The 16299-nt window shown below is 71.3% G+C and carries 10 protein-coding genes; 6 read left to right on the plus strand and 4 right to left on the minus strand.

Features of this window, described 5'->3' with window-relative positions; genetic code table 11:
- Positions 1–64 precede the first annotated feature (64 nt).
- Both ACW5EG_RS10875 and ACW5EG_RS10880 read left to right on the plus strand, forming a co-directional pair.
- Positions 65–1354, plus strand: coding sequence for a glycosyltransferase (locus ACW5EG_RS10875; protein ID WP_457019434.1), 1290 nt, complete (start codon positions 65–67; stop codon positions 1352–1354).
- Positions 1354–2688: a glycosyltransferase gene (locus ACW5EG_RS10880; RefSeq protein WP_457019432.1), complete on the plus strand. Its 1335-nt coding sequence runs from the start codon at positions 1354–1356 to the stop codon at positions 2686–2688. Before ACW5EG_RS10875 ends, ACW5EG_RS10880 begins: the two co-directional genes overlap by 1 nt.
- Here ACW5EG_RS10880 and ACW5EG_RS10885 read toward each other — a convergent pair.
- Together ACW5EG_RS10885 and ACW5EG_RS10890 are read right to left on the minus strand one after the other, a co-directional pair.
- Positions 2677–4266 (minus strand): hypothetical protein, encoded by a 1590-nt coding sequence (locus tag ACW5EG_RS10885; RefSeq protein WP_457019431.1) that lies wholly within the window; start codon positions 4264–4266, stop codon positions 2677–2679. The two genes, ACW5EG_RS10880 and ACW5EG_RS10885, sit on opposite strands and share 12 nt — an antisense overlap.
- Positions 4267–4314: 48 nt before the next feature.
- Entirely contained in the window at positions 4315–6486 is a 2172-nt protein-coding gene (locus tag ACW5EG_RS10890) for a RelA/SpoT family protein (RefSeq protein ID WP_457021452.1), read from the minus strand.
- A gap of 44 nt (positions 6487–6530) precedes the next feature.
- On the opposite strand from ACW5EG_RS10890, the gene ACW5EG_RS10895 reads away from it, so the two are divergent.
- A complete protein-coding gene (locus ACW5EG_RS10895) occupies positions 6531–7040 on the plus strand; it encodes a hypothetical protein (protein ID WP_457021453.1) in 510 nt (169 codons plus the stop codon).
- Positions 7041–7276: 236 nt separating this feature from the next.
- Here ACW5EG_RS10895 and hrpA read toward each other — a convergent pair whose 3' ends face one another.
- Positions 7277–11386, minus strand: a complete 4110-nt coding sequence (hrpA, locus tag ACW5EG_RS10900; protein ID WP_457021800.1) for an ATP-dependent RNA helicase HrpA — start codon at positions 11384–11386, stop codon at positions 7277–7279.
- An 86-nt stretch (positions 11387–11472) separates the two neighbouring features.
- On the opposite strand from hrpA, the gene ACW5EG_RS10905 reads away from it, so the two are divergent.
- The 3 genes from ACW5EG_RS10905 (at position 11473) to ACW5EG_RS10915 (ending at position 15580) form a co-directional block, all read left to right on the plus strand.
- The gene (locus ACW5EG_RS10905) at positions 11473–12135 is read left to right on the plus strand and encodes a Dps family protein (protein ID WP_457019425.1); all 663 of its coding nucleotides are present in this window, start codon (positions 11473–11475) and stop codon (positions 12133–12135) included.
- Between the two features lie 127 nt (positions 12136–12262).
- A complete protein-coding gene (gene recQ, locus ACW5EG_RS10910; protein ID WP_457021454.1) occupies positions 12263–14071 on the plus strand; it encodes a DNA helicase RecQ in 1809 nt (602 codons plus the stop codon).
- A 114-nt stretch (positions 14072–14185) separates the two neighbouring features.
- Positions 14186–15580 carry a sensor histidine kinase gene (locus ACW5EG_RS10915; RefSeq protein ID WP_457019422.1) on the plus strand — a complete coding sequence of 465 codons (1395 nt, stop codon included), beginning with the start codon at positions 14186–14188 and terminating at the stop codon, positions 15578–15580.
- Here the strand turns inward: ACW5EG_RS10915 and ACW5EG_RS10920 are convergent.
- The gene (locus tag ACW5EG_RS10920) at positions 15562–16275 is read right to left on the minus strand and encodes a response regulator transcription factor (protein ID WP_457019420.1); all 714 of its coding nucleotides are present in this window, start codon (positions 16273–16275) and stop codon (positions 15562–15564) included. The two genes, ACW5EG_RS10915 and ACW5EG_RS10920, sit on opposite strands and share 19 nt — an antisense overlap.
- Positions 16276–16299 lie beyond the last annotated feature (24 nt).

Consider the following 16299-nt stretch of genomic DNA (forward strand, 5'->3'; position numbering starts at 1 on the left):
CCGCAGCGGACCGCCGCGCGACGTGACCGTTCGTTCAGGCTGCCAGGAAAGCGGATCCCGCAACGTGCGTCTCCCCGTGTCGTACCACCTGCGCCGCCTGCGGTCGCGCCTGCACCGGATGCGGATCGCCTTGGCGGTGCGCGGATGGAGCGGCCTGCTGGCCCGTGTGTTCGACCGCCGCGTTGCCGCGCCGGCCGCGGACCCGCCATCGGCACTACCCGGCGCGCTGCCATCGCGGCAGCAGCAGGGGATGCCACGCCGCTGGCTGCTGGTCGACGTGACCACGCCACGCCCGGACCGCGATTCCGGTTCGCTGCGAAGCTGGAACCTGATGCGGCTGCTGCGCGCCGACGGGCACGCGGTCGACTTCCTGCCCGATGACGGCGCCGACGCTGGCGGCTACACCACCGCACTGCGCGCCCTTGGCGTGGCCGTGCACGCCGGGCCTGGCCGCGCATCGCTCCGGCAGTGGTTCGCGCGCCATCTCCCGGACTACGACGTGCTGGTGATCAGCCGCTACCATCTCGCCGAATTCCTGGTTCCGCTGGCGCGCCACGTCGCGCCCGGGCTGCGCGTGGTGCTGGACACGGTCGACCTGCACCACCTGCGCGAGCAGCGCGAAGCCGGACTGCGCGGTGACCGGCGGCTGAAGCGGCTGGCACAGACCACCCGCGTGCGCGAGCTGGCCGCAATCCAGGCCGCGGACATGGCCTGGGTGGTGAGCCCGGTCGAGGCCGCAATCCTGCGCGAGGCCCTGCCCGCCGCGCGCGTGGCGCTGCTGCCGAACATCCTCGAGCCGCTCGACCAGCCGCATGGCCGTGCAACGCGCAGCGGGCTGCTGTTCGTGGGCGGCGCCCGCCATCCGCCCAACGTCGATGCGGTTCAATGGCTGGTCGACGACATCTTCCCGCGCATCCGGGCACAGCTTCCCGGGATCACGCTGCACCTGGTGGGCGATGGCCTGGCCGGACTGGCGGCGGCACGGAGTGCCGGGGCCGGCGTGATCGTCCACGACCATGTGCCCGACCTCGCGCCGCTGCTGGACACATGCCTGGTCGGGCTCGCGCCGCTGCGCTACGGCGCCGGGGTCAAGGGCAAGGTCAACATGTACATGGCGCACGGCCTGCCGGTGGTGGCGACCGCCAGCGCGGCGGAGGGCACCTTCCTCGAACACGGCCGCGACGTGCTGCTTGCCGACGATGCGGCGGGCCTTGCCGCTGCCGTGGTCGACGCCTGCCGCGACCGTGGCTTGTGGGAACACCTGGCCGGCAACGGCTTGCGCAACGTCCACCGCCACTTCTCTTTCGACACCGCGCGGCTTGCCGTCGCCGACACCCTCGAGATGCTGCGCTGATGCGCCTGCTGCTGATCGCCTACGAATTCCCGCCCAGCCCGTCGCCGCAGTCGTTGCGCTGGACCTATCTGGTGCGCGAGCTGGCGCTGCTGGGCCACGAAGTGCACGTGTTGACCGTCGACCTGGGCGGTGAGACGCCGGGCTTGCCGGAGCTGCCCGACAGCGTCCATGTCCACCGCACCTTCCCCGGACCGTTGCGCGGCGCCCTCGCTCTGCACCGCGATTACCGCCAACGCAACCCGCGCAAGACGGCGCCAGCGCCGGCCCGGACAGAGCCGTCCGCCGCGCCGATCACCGCACTGCGGCCACCGCGCAACTGGAAGCAGCGCGTGTCCGAGACTGTGCAGGCGCTGGCCGGCGTGCTTCATTTCCCGGACATCCGCGGCGAGTGGCGACGCCACGGCCGCCGCGCGCTGCGCCGCCTGCTCGCGGAGCTGCAGCCCGACCTGGTGATCAGCTCGCACGAGCCGGCCACCACGCTGGAACTCGGGCTGGCGGTGCACCGCGCGGGAATTCCGTGGGTCGCCGACCTCGGCGACCCGGTGTTCGCGCCCTACACGCCGCGGCGCTGGCGGGCGCGTTCGCAGCGCCTGGAGCGCGCCGTGTTCCGGAACGCCGCGCACGTCATCGTCACCAACCCCAGGGCGCTGGAGCAGATGCGCCGGCGGCACGGCAACGCCACTCCGATGAGCGTGGTGACACAGGGCTTCGACCTTTCGCCTGCGCCGATGGACATCGGTGCAGGGTTGTTCGAGCCTGACCGGCTCGAGCTGCTCTACACCGGCAGCCTGTACGCGTTCCGGCGGATCGACGTCCTGCTCGCGGCGCTGCGCTGCGATCCGCGGATCCGGCTCAGCATCGCCGCGGTGACGGTGCCCGAAAGCATCCTTGCCGCCGCCCGGGCCGCACCCGAACAGCTGCGCCTGCTCGGGTTCCTGCCGCATCGACAGGCGCTGGCGCTGCAGCGCCAGGCCGACGTGCTGGTCAACATCGCCAACGACGATCCGGCGCAGATCCCCGGCAAGTTCTACGAATACCTGGGCGCCGGGCGGCCGGTCCTGCACCTGGCCGACCAACCGGACCTGGTGGCGGAGCGGATCACCGCGCTGCGTCGCGGCTGGACTTGCCCGAACGATGAGGCGGCCATCTGCGGGCGCCTGCTGCATCTGTGCGAAGCGAAGATGCAGGGGCGCCTGGATGAAGGGCTGTCGCTGGACACTGCACAGGTTCGGGGGCACAGCTGGCAGGCGCTTGCCGTGGAGCTGGCGACGCTGCTGCAGGGTGTCGTCGCCCGGGGCAAGGCAGCACGACGGAGCGGCTCCTCACTCGCGTGAGGCCACTCGCAGGCGCTGCTGGAACTCGTCAAGGCCGGGGGCGTGCGGATCGATCGCACGTGCCGACGCCAACGCCGCGGACGCGGCGTCGACCTGGCCCGCGCCAAGACGTTCATCCCCGATCGCCAGCCAGCGCAGCGCCAGCCGGCGCTGCGCCGCGGCAAGCTCGCGCGGCTCCTCGCCGAGTGCGTCGCGCGCCTCCAGGCATCGCCTGGCGTCGCCCAGGCTGTTGGCGCTGAGCGACCGCTCGAAGCATGCGCGCGCGGAAGGCAGCAGGCGCGCGATCGCCCGCCGCACCTCCGCATCGCGCGGAGCCAGGGCCTGCGCCGCGCGCAGGCGGTCGTAGGCGCTCTCGCCCGGCGGCGTCAGCAGGTCGCCGCGGGCCTGGGCCTCGGCGGCCTGGCGCAGCAGTTGCGGAAGCAGGCGCGCCCGCTCGGCGGCGGGAGCAGAGGCCTGCAGCCGGACGTGGCTGCGCTGGGCGCGTTCCAGCGCGGCCTGCGCCACGGCGAGGCCCGGCGCGTCGGCGGCCAGCGCGCGGGCCTTGTCCAGTTCGCGCCGGGCCTCGGCGAAACGGAAGTCCGCCGCCAACCGCCGCGCCGTCGCGGCGTAGGCCTCGGCCGCGTGGCTGAGACCTTCGCTGGCAGCGGGATCATCCGGCGCCAGCGCCTGCAGCCGCCGCCAGGCAGCGACGGCCGCGTCGATGCGGCCACGCTGCAGGTCGGTGTCGGCACGGCGGCGCAGTGCGTCGAGTTCCTCCGTCAAGCGTGCTTCGGTGTCCGGGAGGTCGACGTGCCCCGCGTCGTAGCGGCGCGCCGTCGCGATGGCGGCTGCGGCGGCGGTGAATTCGCCGCTGCGCAGGTCGTCGCGTGCCTGGTCAAGCAACGCGCCAAGCGCGTCGTCACGCCCGCGCAGGGCCTGCGGGTCGGAGGGCCGCAGCTGCAGCACGCGCGCATACAGCGGCAGGGCGGCGCCGTCGTCGCCCTGCAGGCGACCCTCGGCATGCGCTGCCGCGGCGCGCACGAGCAGTCCGTCGATGCCCGCCAGCGCGGCCTCGCGTTCGCGCAGCTGCGCGGCCAGGAGGTCGGCCTGCACGCGCGGGACGGACAGTTCGCGCGCCAGCCGCAGATGCGCGTGGGCCGGTGCGATCCGGTCCGCGGCCAAGTCTTCCCGCGCCTGCGCCAGCGCCGCCGCGGCAACCCGCGCCAGGCCGGCGCGCGGCTCGATGCGGTCGGGGTCCATCGCCAGCGCCGCTTCGTAGAGTTCGCGCGCTCCGCTGCCGTCGGCGTCGCTCAGGTGGCCGCGCGCCAGCGCCTGCGCGCCCTGCACAGCAAGCTCGTGCACGCGCGCCTGGGGCCAGAGGCGGTCGCCCAGAGGACCGTGCGCCAGGGTCAGCATCAGCAGCAGGGCCGCAGCTGCCGCGGCGCCGGCAATCCACCAGCGTCGTGCGCCGTGGCCTGCGACAGGCGCCCGACGATGGCCGTGCGCTGACGGGTCCAGGCGCAGGCCGCGCAGGTCGCCCACGACCGGCTCGCGACGTCCGCCAGCGTCTGTTTCCCCGGAGATGTGTTTCCTGCGCACGCCGCCAGAGTACGCACTGCGACTGAACGCGTGCGTGACCCGGCCACCCTACTCGCGGCGCGCCTGCTCCACGCCCGGCAGGCCATCGAGTTTCGCCAGCACGCGCGACAGCTGCTCGTAGCCGTCCACGCGCAGGCGCAGTCGCAGGCGCACGCGGCCATGGCGCCCGGCCTCGCTTCGGATCGAGACCACGTGCGCGTCCTCCTGCGCGATCACGTTGCTGACGTCCTTCAGCAGGTACCTGCGGTCGACCGCATCCACCAGCGCGGTCGATTCGTGCACCCCCCCCTGCCGACCCCATTCGACCGGCAGCACGCGCTGCGGCTGCGTGGACGCCAGGCGCAGGAATGCGGCGCAGTCGGCGCGGTGCACGGTCAGGCCGCGCGCGCGGGTCAGGTAGCCGGCGATCGCGTCGCCGGGCAGCGGATGGCAGCAGCGCGCCACCTGCACCAGCAGGTTGCCCACGCCGACCACGGTGAAGCCCGAGGTCGCCGCCTTGGGCACGCGCCTGCGCGGCTGCGGCTGCTCGGGTTCGGACTCGCCATCGCTGCGCGACTGCGCGCGCTCGTGGTCCTGCAGCGCGCGACCGACCTGGTGCGGGCCGACGTCGCCCAGCGCCACCAGCACCAGCAGCTCGTCGACCGCGGCCACGTTGAACTTCGCCAGCACTGGCTGCAGGTCGGCATGCAGCAGGCCCATGCGCCGCAACTCGCGGTCCAGCATCTCGCGGCCGGCCTGCAGGTTGCGCTCGCGGTCGAGCCGGTGGAACCAGGTGCGCACCTTCTCCCGCGCGCGCGGGCTGGCGAGGAATCCGTTGGCGGCGACCAGCCAGTCGCGGCGCGGCTCGGGCTCCTTCGCGGTCATGATCTCGACCCGGTCGCCGCTGTGCAGCCGGTGATCGAGCGGCACGATGCGGCCGTCGACCTTGGCGCCGCGGCAGCGGTGCCCGACCATGGTGTGCACGTGGTAGGCGAAGTCGAGCGGCGTGGCGCCGCTGGGCAGGTCGATCACCTCGCCGGCCGGGGTGAGCACGTAGATGCGGTCCTCGACCAGCTCGGTATCGAAGCCGCGCGCCAGCCCGGCACCCTCCTCGCCCTCGGCATGCGATTCGAGCAGACGCCGCATCCACTCGATCTTGCGCTCCAGCGCGGCATTGCCGGCGGCCGACCGCTGCGAACCGCCGGTCTCCTTGTAGCGCCAGTGGGCGGCCACGCCGAGTTCGGCCTGTTCGTGCATCTCGCGGGTGCGGATCTGCACTTCAAGCGTCTTGCCCTCGGGGCCGACCACCGCGGTATGCAGCGAGCGGTAGTCGTTGTGCTTGGGCCGCGCGATGTAGTCGTCGAATTCGCCCGGCACCGGCGCCCACAGCGCGTGCGCCACGCCCAGCGCCGCATAGCAGGCGGGGATGTCGTCGACCAGCACGCGCACCGCGCGCAGGTCGTAGAGCTCGCCGATCGGCACGTCCTTCTTCCGCATCTTCTTCCAGATGCTGTAGATGTGCTTGGCACGGCCGGCGATGTCGGCGGCGACACCCTGGGCCCGCAGGGCCTGGTCGAGTTCGGCGGCCACCTGGGCGATATAGCGCTCGCGCCCTTCGCGCTTGTCGTCGAGCAGGGCGGCGATGCGGCGATAGGTGTCCGACTCCAGGTGGCGGAACGCGAGGTCCTCCAGCTCCCACTTGAGCTGCCAGATGCCCAGGCGGTTGGCCAGCGGCGCGAGGATGTCGCGGGTGAGCCGGGCCAGCGCCTGCCGGTCATCTTCCGGCAACGCTTCGGCATGGCGCATGCGCGCGAGCTGGCGCGCCAGCAGGATCGGGACCACGCGCAGGTCGCGCACGATCGCCAGCAGCAGCCGGCGCAGGCCTTCGGTGTTGCCGCGCCCCGGCGCTTCGGCATGCAGGGTCCAGACCTGGTTGGCTGCGCGCTGGCCGTCCAGCAGGGCGGCAACCGGCGCGTGCCGCGCGGGCAGCGCCGCCTCCACCCGCGCCGCCAGCTGCGGCAGTTCAAACAGGATCGCCGCAGCGGTCGAATCACCATCCGCGCCCAGCAGGGCGAGCGATGCAAGCGTGTCGCGCAGCACGGCGTCCGAAGCCGGGACCTCGTCCAACCCGTCGTCCGCCGCGCACAGCGCTTCGCGCAGCGCCGGCGCGATTGCCGCCGCCGCGGGCGCGGCAAGCCAGGTCTTGAGGCCGGAGGTCACGAGGGGCGCCGCATCGTCCATGTGGGGACGTCTACACTATCTGCCTCCCGCCACGAGGAACAGCCATGCGACCGATCCGCGCCCTGCTGCTGGCCACGCTGCTCGCCCTGCCCACCTTGGCCGCTGCCCAGCAGGCGCCGCCGCTGGAGCAGGCGATGAGCAGCACCGAGTTCAAGGCCGCCGGCCTGGACAAGCTCAGCGCGGAGGAACTGGCCCGGCTCAACGCCTGGCTCGACCGCCGCGTCGAGCAGCAGACCTCTGCCGCGGTGGCGGCCGCCGTCGAACAGGCGCGCGAGGAAGGCCGCAAGGAGGTCGTGACGGAGAACCGCGGCTTCTTCCACTTCGGCTCGCAGGAGCCGATCGAGGCCAGCATCGCCGGCGAGTTCGCAGGCTTCGGCAGCGGCAGGCGCTACACGCTCGACAACGGCCAGGTCTGGGAACAGACCGATTCGACCACGCTGTCGGGCGTGCGCAAGACCAACCCCAAGGTGCGCATCAAGCCGGGCGTAATGGGCGTGTGGTGGCTGCGGATCGACGGCTACAACACGCAGGCGAAGGTGCAGCGGATCGAATAGGTCGCGGGCGCCTGGACAGTCACGCCAAGCCAGCATCTTTTTTAAGTTTGTCAAGCGGTTTGAGCGGGAAATCCCGCGACGGCGCGAGGTCGAGATTTCTCCCTGCGGTCGAAATGACAAGAGGTTTCGCGGCGGGAATGACGGGAGCTGTAGCGCCCCCGCGGTCGCAATGACAACGGGCTGCAGCGCCGCAATCGAAATGACGACGTGTGTTGCCCCGCCGCTTCGCGGCCGGCTCAGTCCAGCGCCGCGATCCGCGCCGCCAGCTTTTTCGCGGTCGTGCCGCCGCGGGCCGCCAGTTCCTGCGCGTAGGTGGCCACGCGCACTTCCTCCAGCTCCCAGCGCAGGGCGGCACGCGCTTCGGCGCTGCCACGGCTGGCCGACCCGGCTTCGTCCAGCGCGTCGACCAGCGGTTTGAGGTCGAGCATGCGCTGCTGGTCGCGCAGCGGATCGCGCTGGGCGCGTTCGGCGCGGACCGACAGCGCCTTGAGGTAGCGCGGATACGACTCCAGCGCGGCGGCCGGCGCGTCACGCAGGAAGCCCGGATGCGCGAGCGCGGACAGCTGCGCCTGCATGTCGTCGAGGTTGGCGCGCGCCCAGCCGATGAGCTTCGATTCCAGCCGGGCGCGCACTTCCGCCACCAGCGCCAGGATCGCTTCGGCCTGGCGCAACCGCTCACCTGCCTCGCCAAACAGGGCACGGCCGGCGGCGTCGCGGCGCGCGGCGAACGCGGCCGGATCGCGGATCTCGCCCAGACCCTCTGCCAGCAGCGCGGCCAGCGCCCCGTCGACCAGGTCCTCGCGCAGGCGGTCGCCGCCGCGTGCATCTCGACGAAGGTCGCCGGCGGACTCGATCGCGGCATACAGCAACGCCGTTTTCGGAGGCACGGGCAGCTGCTTGCGTGCCTGCTTCACCCGATCCTGCAGGGCGATGACGAGCAGCCGGCGAACGCCGCCCGCGTGCAGGCGTTTCGCGCGCGCCGGATCGGCGTGCACGGCCAGCGTCACGCTGTCGCCCGCGTCCTCGAGCGCCGGCCAGGCCGGCACGCCGCCTGCCCCGGGCACCGAGACGGGAATCGGCGACTCCGGGAACTCGCGCAGCCCGGTGCGCGCGAGTCCTTCGGCCGCGTGCGCGGAAAACGCATCGGCCGCACGCGCGCCGAAGCGTTCGCGCAACTCGTCCAGGTCGCGCGATTCGGCCAGTACCACGCCGCCGCCACGGCCGCGTGCGTCCACCAGCCGCAGGTTCGCGCGCAGGTGCGGCTCCAGTGCGGCCTCGTCGAAATCGCTGCCCAGCAGCTGCACGCCGGTCATGCGCGCCAGGAAGCGCGCCAGCGTGCCGGTGAACGCATCGGCCTCGTCCGACCCGTGCGCCTGCGCGAACGCGCGGGCGAAGTCCGGCACCGGCACGAAGTTGCGGCGCAGCGCCTTGGGCAGGCCGCGGATCAGGGCCGCGGCCCTGTCGGCGACGAAGCCCGGTGCGAGCCACGACAGGCGCACCGGATCCAGCGCATTGAGCAGGTGCAGCGGCACCGACACCGTCATGCCGTCGTCCGGCGCGCCGGGTTCGAAGCGGTAGCGCACCGCCAGCCTCGCTTCGCCCAACGCCAGGAATGCGGGAAAGCGCACCGCGTCGGCGCCCTCGCCCATCAGCAGGTCGTCGCGCGACCACTCCAGCGCGCGCTTGCGCTCGGCCGGCTGCTTGCCGTACCAGGCATCGAGCGAGCGCGTATCGACGATCTCCGCCGGGATCCGGTCGGCATACCACTGGTGCATCCAGTCCTCGTCGACCACCAGCCCGGCGCGGCGCTGCTTGGCCTCCTCCTCGTGCGCGGCCTCCAGGGCCTTCAGGTTGCGCCCGATGAAGGGACTGCGCAGGTTGATCTCGCCCGTGACCAGCGCGTCGCGCAGGAACAGTTCGCGCGCCTCGGCCGGGTACAGGCGTCCATAGTCGACCGGCTTCTTCGGTGCCAGCACCAGGCCGAACAGGCTGACCTGCTCGCTGCCCAGCACCCGCCCCTGCGAGCGCGACCAGCGCGGATCATGGTGGCGACGCGCCAGCAGGTGCGGCAGCTCGGCGATCACCCAGTCCGGCTCGATCGCGGCATTGGTGATCGCCCAGACCTTTTCGGTGTCGAGCAGGGTTGCCGAAAGCACCCACGGCGGCGGCTTGCGCGCAAGCACCGAGCCCGGAAACAGCTGGAAGCGGCGTCCGCGCGGGCCTTCGTAGACCGTGCGTTCGCCCAGATGCCCGATCTGGGTGGGCAGGCCTGCGATCAGCGCGCGATGGAGCAGCGCGTAGCGCCTGGCAACTTCGCCCGGCGCGGAAAACCCGGGGCCAGAGTCGACTTTTCCTCCGTTTGCGGCGCCATCGACTGGATCTCCGGGGGAAGTCGACTCTGACCCCGGCTTTTCGTCGGCACGCGCAGCCCTGCCCCGCCGGCGGCCCGACGGCGCTGCCGCCTCCTCCGCCCACAGCTCCCCGGTCTGCAGCTTGAGCTGGCGATGCAGCTCGCGCCATTCGCGCATGCGCAGGAAGCCCAGGAAATGCTTCTCGCACCACTTGCGCAGCTGCGACTGGGTCAGCTCCTCGTGCGCTTCTCGATAAGCCTCCCACAGCTTCAGGATGCCGACGAACTCGCTTTTGGGATCCGCGAACAGCGCATGCGCATTGTCGGCCGCGGCGCGCTGGTCGGCGGGGCGTTCGCGCGGATCCTGGTTGCCCAGGAACGATGCGATCGCCAGCATCTCGTGCAGGCAGCCGTGGTGCTTTGCTGCGATCAGCATGCGTGCCAGCTTCACGTCCACCGGCAGGCGGGCCATCTGCCGGCCGATGTCGGTGAGCCTGCGCTCGCCGTCGACGGCGCCAAGTTCGGCCAGCTGCTGCCAGCCATCGGCCACCGCACGCGGATCGGGCGGCTCGACGAAGGGAAAAGCATCGATGTCGCCCAGGCCCAGCGACAGCATGCGCAGGATCACGCCGGCCAGCGCCGCGCGGCGGATCTCCGGATCGGTGTACTGCGGCCGCGACAGGAAATCGGCCTCGGCGTACAGCCGGATGCAGGTGCCCGGCGCGATGCGCCCGCAGCGGCCCTTGCGCTGGTCGGCGCTGGCCTGCGACACCGGCTCGATGTGCAGGCGGTCGAGCTTCTGCCGCGGGCTGTAACGCTTGATCCGCGCCAGGCCCGGGTCGACCACGTAATGGATGCGCGGCACGGTCAGCGAGGTTTCGGCGACGTTGGTCGCCAGCACGATTCGCCGCTGCGGGCCGGGGTTGAAGACGCGGTCCTGGTCGCGCGCCGACAGCCGCGCGTACAACGGCACAACCTCGGTATGGCGGTACTTGCGCCGCTCCAGCGCCTGGTGCGCGTCGCGGATCTCACGCTCGCCCGGCAGGAACACCAGGGTGTCGCCGGTGCCGCGCTCGCGCATGATTTCGTCGCAGGCGGCAACGATGCCGTCGAGCACGGAGATGGGGTCGGAGTCACTTTCCCCGGCGCGCTTTTTCGTGTCGATGTTCGCCTGGGGCGGAAGTGATTCCGGCCCCGAAGGCCCGTCCAGCGGCCGCCAGCGCAGCTCCACCGGATAGCCGCGCCCCTCCACGTCCACCACCGGCGCATCGTCGAAATGCTGCGAGAAGCGCTCGGTGTCGATCGTGGCCGAGGTCACGATCAGCTTGAGGTCGCGGCGCTTGCGCAGCAGCTGCTTGAGATAGCCCAGCAGGAAGTCGATGTTGAGGCTGCGCTCGTGCGCCTCGTCGATGATGATCGTGTCGTAGCGCGAGAGCCAGCGGTCGGACGCGATCTCGGCCAACAGGATGCCGTCGGTCATGAACTTGACCACGGTGTCCTCGGAAATGTTGTCGTTGAAGCGGACCTGATAGCCGACCAGGCCGCCCATCGGCACCTGCAGCTCCTCAGCCACACGCCGGGCCACCGCGCGCGCGGCGATCCGCCGCGGCTGGGTGCAGCCGATCATGCCGGCGCCGCCGCGCCCGGCCTGCAGGCACAGCTTGGGCAACTGGGTGGTCTTGCCCGAGCCGGTCTCGCCGGCGACCACCACCACCTGGTTGGCGCGCACCAGCTCGACGATCCGCTCGGCCTGGGTCGCGATCGGCAGGCCCTCGGCCACCGGCGCGGCCGGCAGCCGCGCTGCGCGTGCCTCGCGCGCCGCAACCGATGCCTGCAGCGCCGTGGCGAACGCCGCCTCCGCATCGGCATGGGCGGGCTTCGCGTTCCAGCGCGACCACAGCCCCAGCAGGCGGCCACGGTCGCGCGACAGCGCGCCGTCAACCGCGCGCCGCGCCTGCGTCAACGCCGCCGTCGCGGGTCCGCGCCTAGACTCCATCGGCAACCTTGCAAGCGCGGCAACCGTTCGCATATTCGTTGTGCATGTCGGTATTGTCGCCAAAACCACCTGACCGGAGTTCCACCATGTCCAAGAGCACGTCGACCAAGTCCAAGTCCGCCAAGGGCGGGAAGACCGGCAAGCCCGGGAAGTCCGAAAAATCATCCAGCCCCGCCAAGCCCTTAGAAGCGGCGGCGGCGGACAACGGCAAGTCCGGCGGCCGTGCAGCCACCCTCGTACCGTCCGCCTCGCCCGCGGCGGGCAGCAGCGGCCCCGCGATCGACATCGGCATTTCCACCGAGGACCGCCAGGCCATCGCCACCGAGCTGGCTCGCTTCCTGGCCGACGCCTACACCCTGTACCTGAAGACCCACAACTTCCACTGGAACGTGACCGGGCCGATGTTCAACGCCCTGCACAACATGTTCGAAGCCCAGTACACCGAACAGTGGAACGCGCTGGACGACATCGCGGAGCGGATCCGCGCGCTCGGCTACAACGCGCCGGGTTCGTACGCCGAGTTCATCAAGCTTTCCTCGATCAGGGAAGAGCCGGGCGCCACCGAGGCACCGGACTGGCGCGAGATGGTGCGCCAGCTGGTCGTCGGCAACGAAGCGGTCTGCCGCAGCGCACGCAAGGCGCTCGACGTCGCCGATGACGCCGACGACGCGCCCACCGAGGACCTGCTGGTGCAGCGCCTGCAGACCCACGAGAAGTACGCCTGGATGCTGCGCTCGCTGCTGCAGTAGGCATCCGGCCCATCGCGCCCGCAGGGCGCGGCACTCCGACGACGGCGCGGCAACGCGCCGTCGTCGTATCACGGATCAGGCGCTTTTCCTACAAGCCATGCTGCCCCGGGCTGGCTATCCTGTGCGCATGAGTTCGAACGCGCACCACCTGCTTGAAAAGATCTTCGGCCACCGCGAATTCCGCGGCGAGCAGGGCGAAATCGTCCGCCATGTCGCCGAAGGCAACGACGCCCTGGTGCTGATGCCCACCGGCGGCGGCAAATCACTGTGTTACCAGCTACCGGCGCTGCTGCGCGATGGCGTGGCGATCGTGGTCTCGCCGCTGATCGCGCTGATGCAGGACCAGGTGGACGCGCTGCAACAGCTTGGCGTGCGCGCCGCCTTTCTCAATTCCAGCCTGGATGCCGCCGCCGCGCAGGCAGTCGAGCGGCAGCTGCAGGCCGGCGAACTCGACCTGCTCTACGTCGCCCCCGAGCGCCTGCTCACGCCGCGGTTCCTGTCCCTGCTCGAACGTGCGCCGCTGGCCCTGTTTGCCATCGACGAGGCCCACTGCGTGTCGCAATGGGGCCACGATTTCCGCCCCGAATACCGCGAGCTGACGATCCTGCACGAGCGCTGGCCCGACGTGCCACGCATCGCCCTGACCGCCACCGCCGACCCGCCCACCCAGCGCGAGATCGCCGAGCGCCTGCAGCTGCAGGACGCGCGCCGCTTCGTCAGTTCCTTCGACCGCCCCAACATCCGCTACACGGTGGTGCAAAAGGAGAACGCGAAGCGCCAGCTGCTGGATTTCCTCGAGCCCCACCGCGGCGCGGCCGGCATCGTCTACTGCCTGTCGCGGCGCAAGGTCGAGGAGACCGCCGAGTTCCTCGCCGGCAACGGCATCGACGCGGTGCCCTACCACGCCGGCATGGATTCGGCGCGGCGCTCCGCCAACCAGCGCCGCTTCCTGCGCGGCGAGGGCGTGGTGGTGGTCGCGACCATCGCCTTCGGCATGGGCATCGACAAGCCGGACGTACGCTTCGTGGCCCACACCGACCTGCCCAAGTCGATCGAAGGCTACTACCAGGAAACCGGCCGCGCCGGCCGCGATGGCGAGCCCGCCGAGGCGTGGATGTGCTACGGCCTGGGCGACCTGGTGCTGCTGCGGCAGATGATCGAGCAGTCCGAGTCCGGCCCGGAACGCAAGCGACTGGAGCACCGCAAGCTCGACTCGCTGGTCGGCTACTGCGAGACCATGCGCTGCCGCCGCCAGGTGCTGCTGGACAATTTCGGCGAGGTGCTGCCGCAGGCCTGCGGCAACTGCGACAACTGCATCGCGCCGCCCGAATCCTGGGACGGCACCGAGGCCGCGCGCAAGGCACTGAGCTGCGTCTACCGCACGGGCCAGCGCTTCGGCGCGGCGCACCTGATCGACGTGCTGCGCGGCGGCGACACCGAGCGCATCCACCAGTTCGGCCACGACCGCCTGCCCGTGTACGGCATCGGCGGCGATATCGACGCACGCGCCTGGCGCGGCGTGTTCCGCCAGCTGGTCGCGCTGGGACTGCTCGAGGTCGATGCCGAAGGCCACGGCGGCCTGCGCCTGGCCGAGGCCAGCCGCCCGGTGCTGCGCGGCGAGCAGCCCGTGCTGCTGCGCAAGGACTCGCTGCGAAAGCGCGGGCGCAGCGAGTCGCGCGCGGCCCGCCCGGCGGTCGAAGTTGCGGCCCAGGACCAGCCACTGTTTGAAGCGCTGCGCGCGCTGCGCACCCGGCTGGCGCGCGAACAGGGCGTGCCGCCCTACGTGATCTTCCACGACGCCACCCTGCGCGAGATCGCGCGCCTGCGGCCGCACACGCCGGGCGACCTGGCCCTGATCGGCGGCATCGGCGCCGGCAAGATCGAGCGCTATGGCGACGAGGTGCTGGATACGGTGGCGGAGAGCGAGGCGGCCTGAGCCGAAGACGAGCGGCCGTCCCCGGGCCGGCGGCTGTACAAGCCCGCGTGCAACTGGTCTGCTGGCGGCCGGACCAAAGTCGATGGAGCCAGTGTGCCAGTACGAATGCGTTGGATGAGGCAGCTCGAGGCCTGGTTCCGCCGCCCGCCGATCGAGGATCCAGTCGACCGGCGCAACGCGCCGATGCTGCAGATCGTGTTGATCGTGCTGGGAACGACGCCGGTCCTGGCCTGGCTGTACCGCATCTTCGGCACCGACATTCCGTGGCGGCCAGGCGAAAGCGCGAGCCTGGCGGCGAGCCTGGTGATCGTCGCAGTCGCGCTGTCGAGCCTCTACCTCGTGCGGCTGGGCCGGTTCCAGTGGGCGATCCGCCAACTGCTGGCCGTGGTCGCCGCGAGCATGCTGTTCACCTACGCCGCCGGCGGCCTCAGCGCCCAGGTGTACGAGCAGCCGATCCAGGTGATGTGGATGTTCGTGGCCGGGATGGCGATCGGCCGCCGCGCACTGTGGGCGATGTACCTGGTCCTCGCGCTGGCCATGTTCCTGGGCGCATGGACCGAGGCGACGCAGGCAGGCAACCCAGCCGCCGCCCTGCTGGTCGATGCCGCCATCCGCTCTGTGATCTTCCTGGTGATCGCCGTGGTGGTCGACCGCAGCACCAGCGCGCTGCGTGACAGCCTGGAGGCTGCCACCCGCCGCGGCCGCGAGCTCACGCTCGCGAACCTGCAGCTGCAGGCGGAGATCGCGGCCCGCGAGCGCACCCAGGAGCAACTGCTGCATGCGCAGAAGGTCGAGGCGATCGGGCGCATGGCCAGTGGCCTCGCACACGACTTCAACCACCTGCTTGCGCTGATCCTGGGCCATGTCGACCAGGCCCGCCATGCCGGAGACCCGGGGCGCGCGACCGAGGCGGTGACCGGCATCGAACTTGCCGCGCGTCGCGCCGGCGCTCTCACCCACCAGTTGCTCAACTTCAGCCGCTACGACGCCACGCGCGCGGTCCGTTTCGATGCCCGCGACGCGATGGCCGAACTCGAGCCGATGTTGCGGCAGACGTTGGGGCGCCGGATCCAGCTCGCGCTCATCCTGCCGCCCCAGCCCTGCCCCATCATCTTCGACGAGGCGCAGTTCGGCCTGATGCTCCTCAACCTCGCCAGCAACTCGGCCCAGGCGATCGAAGGTGCAGGCACGTTCGAGGTGCAACTGCGGCCACGGCCGGCGCAGGATTCGCTCGAGATCCTCGTGCGCGACGACGGGCCGGGCATTCCCGGGGAACTGCAGGCGAGGGTCCTGGAGCCGTTCTTCACCACCAAGCCTGCGGGACAGGGGACCGGTCTGGGACTGTTCCTGGTGCAACGCCTGGTGCAGGAATCAGCCGGCGACATGCACCTTCGCAGTACACCCGACACAGGGACCTGCATCACGATCCGGCTGCCGCTCGCCGCGGTCGAAGACGAGGCCGAAGACCCCGCGGACGAAGTGGAGGCCAGTTACCAGACCAGCGCGTAACCCAGCCCGCGGACCGCCCTCAGCGGCAGTTCCACACCGGCCTGCTGCAGGCATTTGCGGCGCAGCCGGTAGACCAGCGTCTCCAGCCTGTGCGAGTCGAAATCGTGCGCGTCCACGGTCAGCTGCCCCATCAGCGCCTTGCGCGATACCGGCACGCCAGGTGCCGCGGCCAGCGCGAGGAGCACCTGCCGTTCGGCCATGTTGAGTTCCACTTCCCCCTTGCCCGCCGCCAGAATGCGCCAGCCATCGGCATCCAGCCGCCAGCGGCCGGAGGTGTCCTCCGCGGTCGCCTCGTCGTTGGCCTCTCTGCCCGGCATTGCCGGCACGTCGCCCAGCGTCCTGGTGGCAGCGACCCGGGTGGCCAGGTTGCGCAGCACGGCGACCAGTTCGGGCATGCCCACCGGCTTGCCCAGATATGTATCCGCACCAGCCTCCAGCCCGCGCACGCGGTCGGCCGGCGCAACGTGGCCGGTCAACATCACGATTCCCATCGTTGGCGCCACCTCGCGCAGGTGCCGGGCGATGGCATAGCCGCAGTCATCGGGCAGGCCGACGTCAAGCAGCACCAGGTCGAAGGAACGCGAGGCCAAGGCCCGGTACAGTTCCAGCGCACTGCCCATCGCAGTGACCTCGAATTCCGAGCGCTCCAGCGTCGGCGCCAGGATCGCATCCCGGTATTCGGGATCGTCCTCCACAACTGCAATGCTCGTTCTGCCCAA

It is taken from the genome of Luteimonas sp. A611 (genome assembly GCF_054072715.1).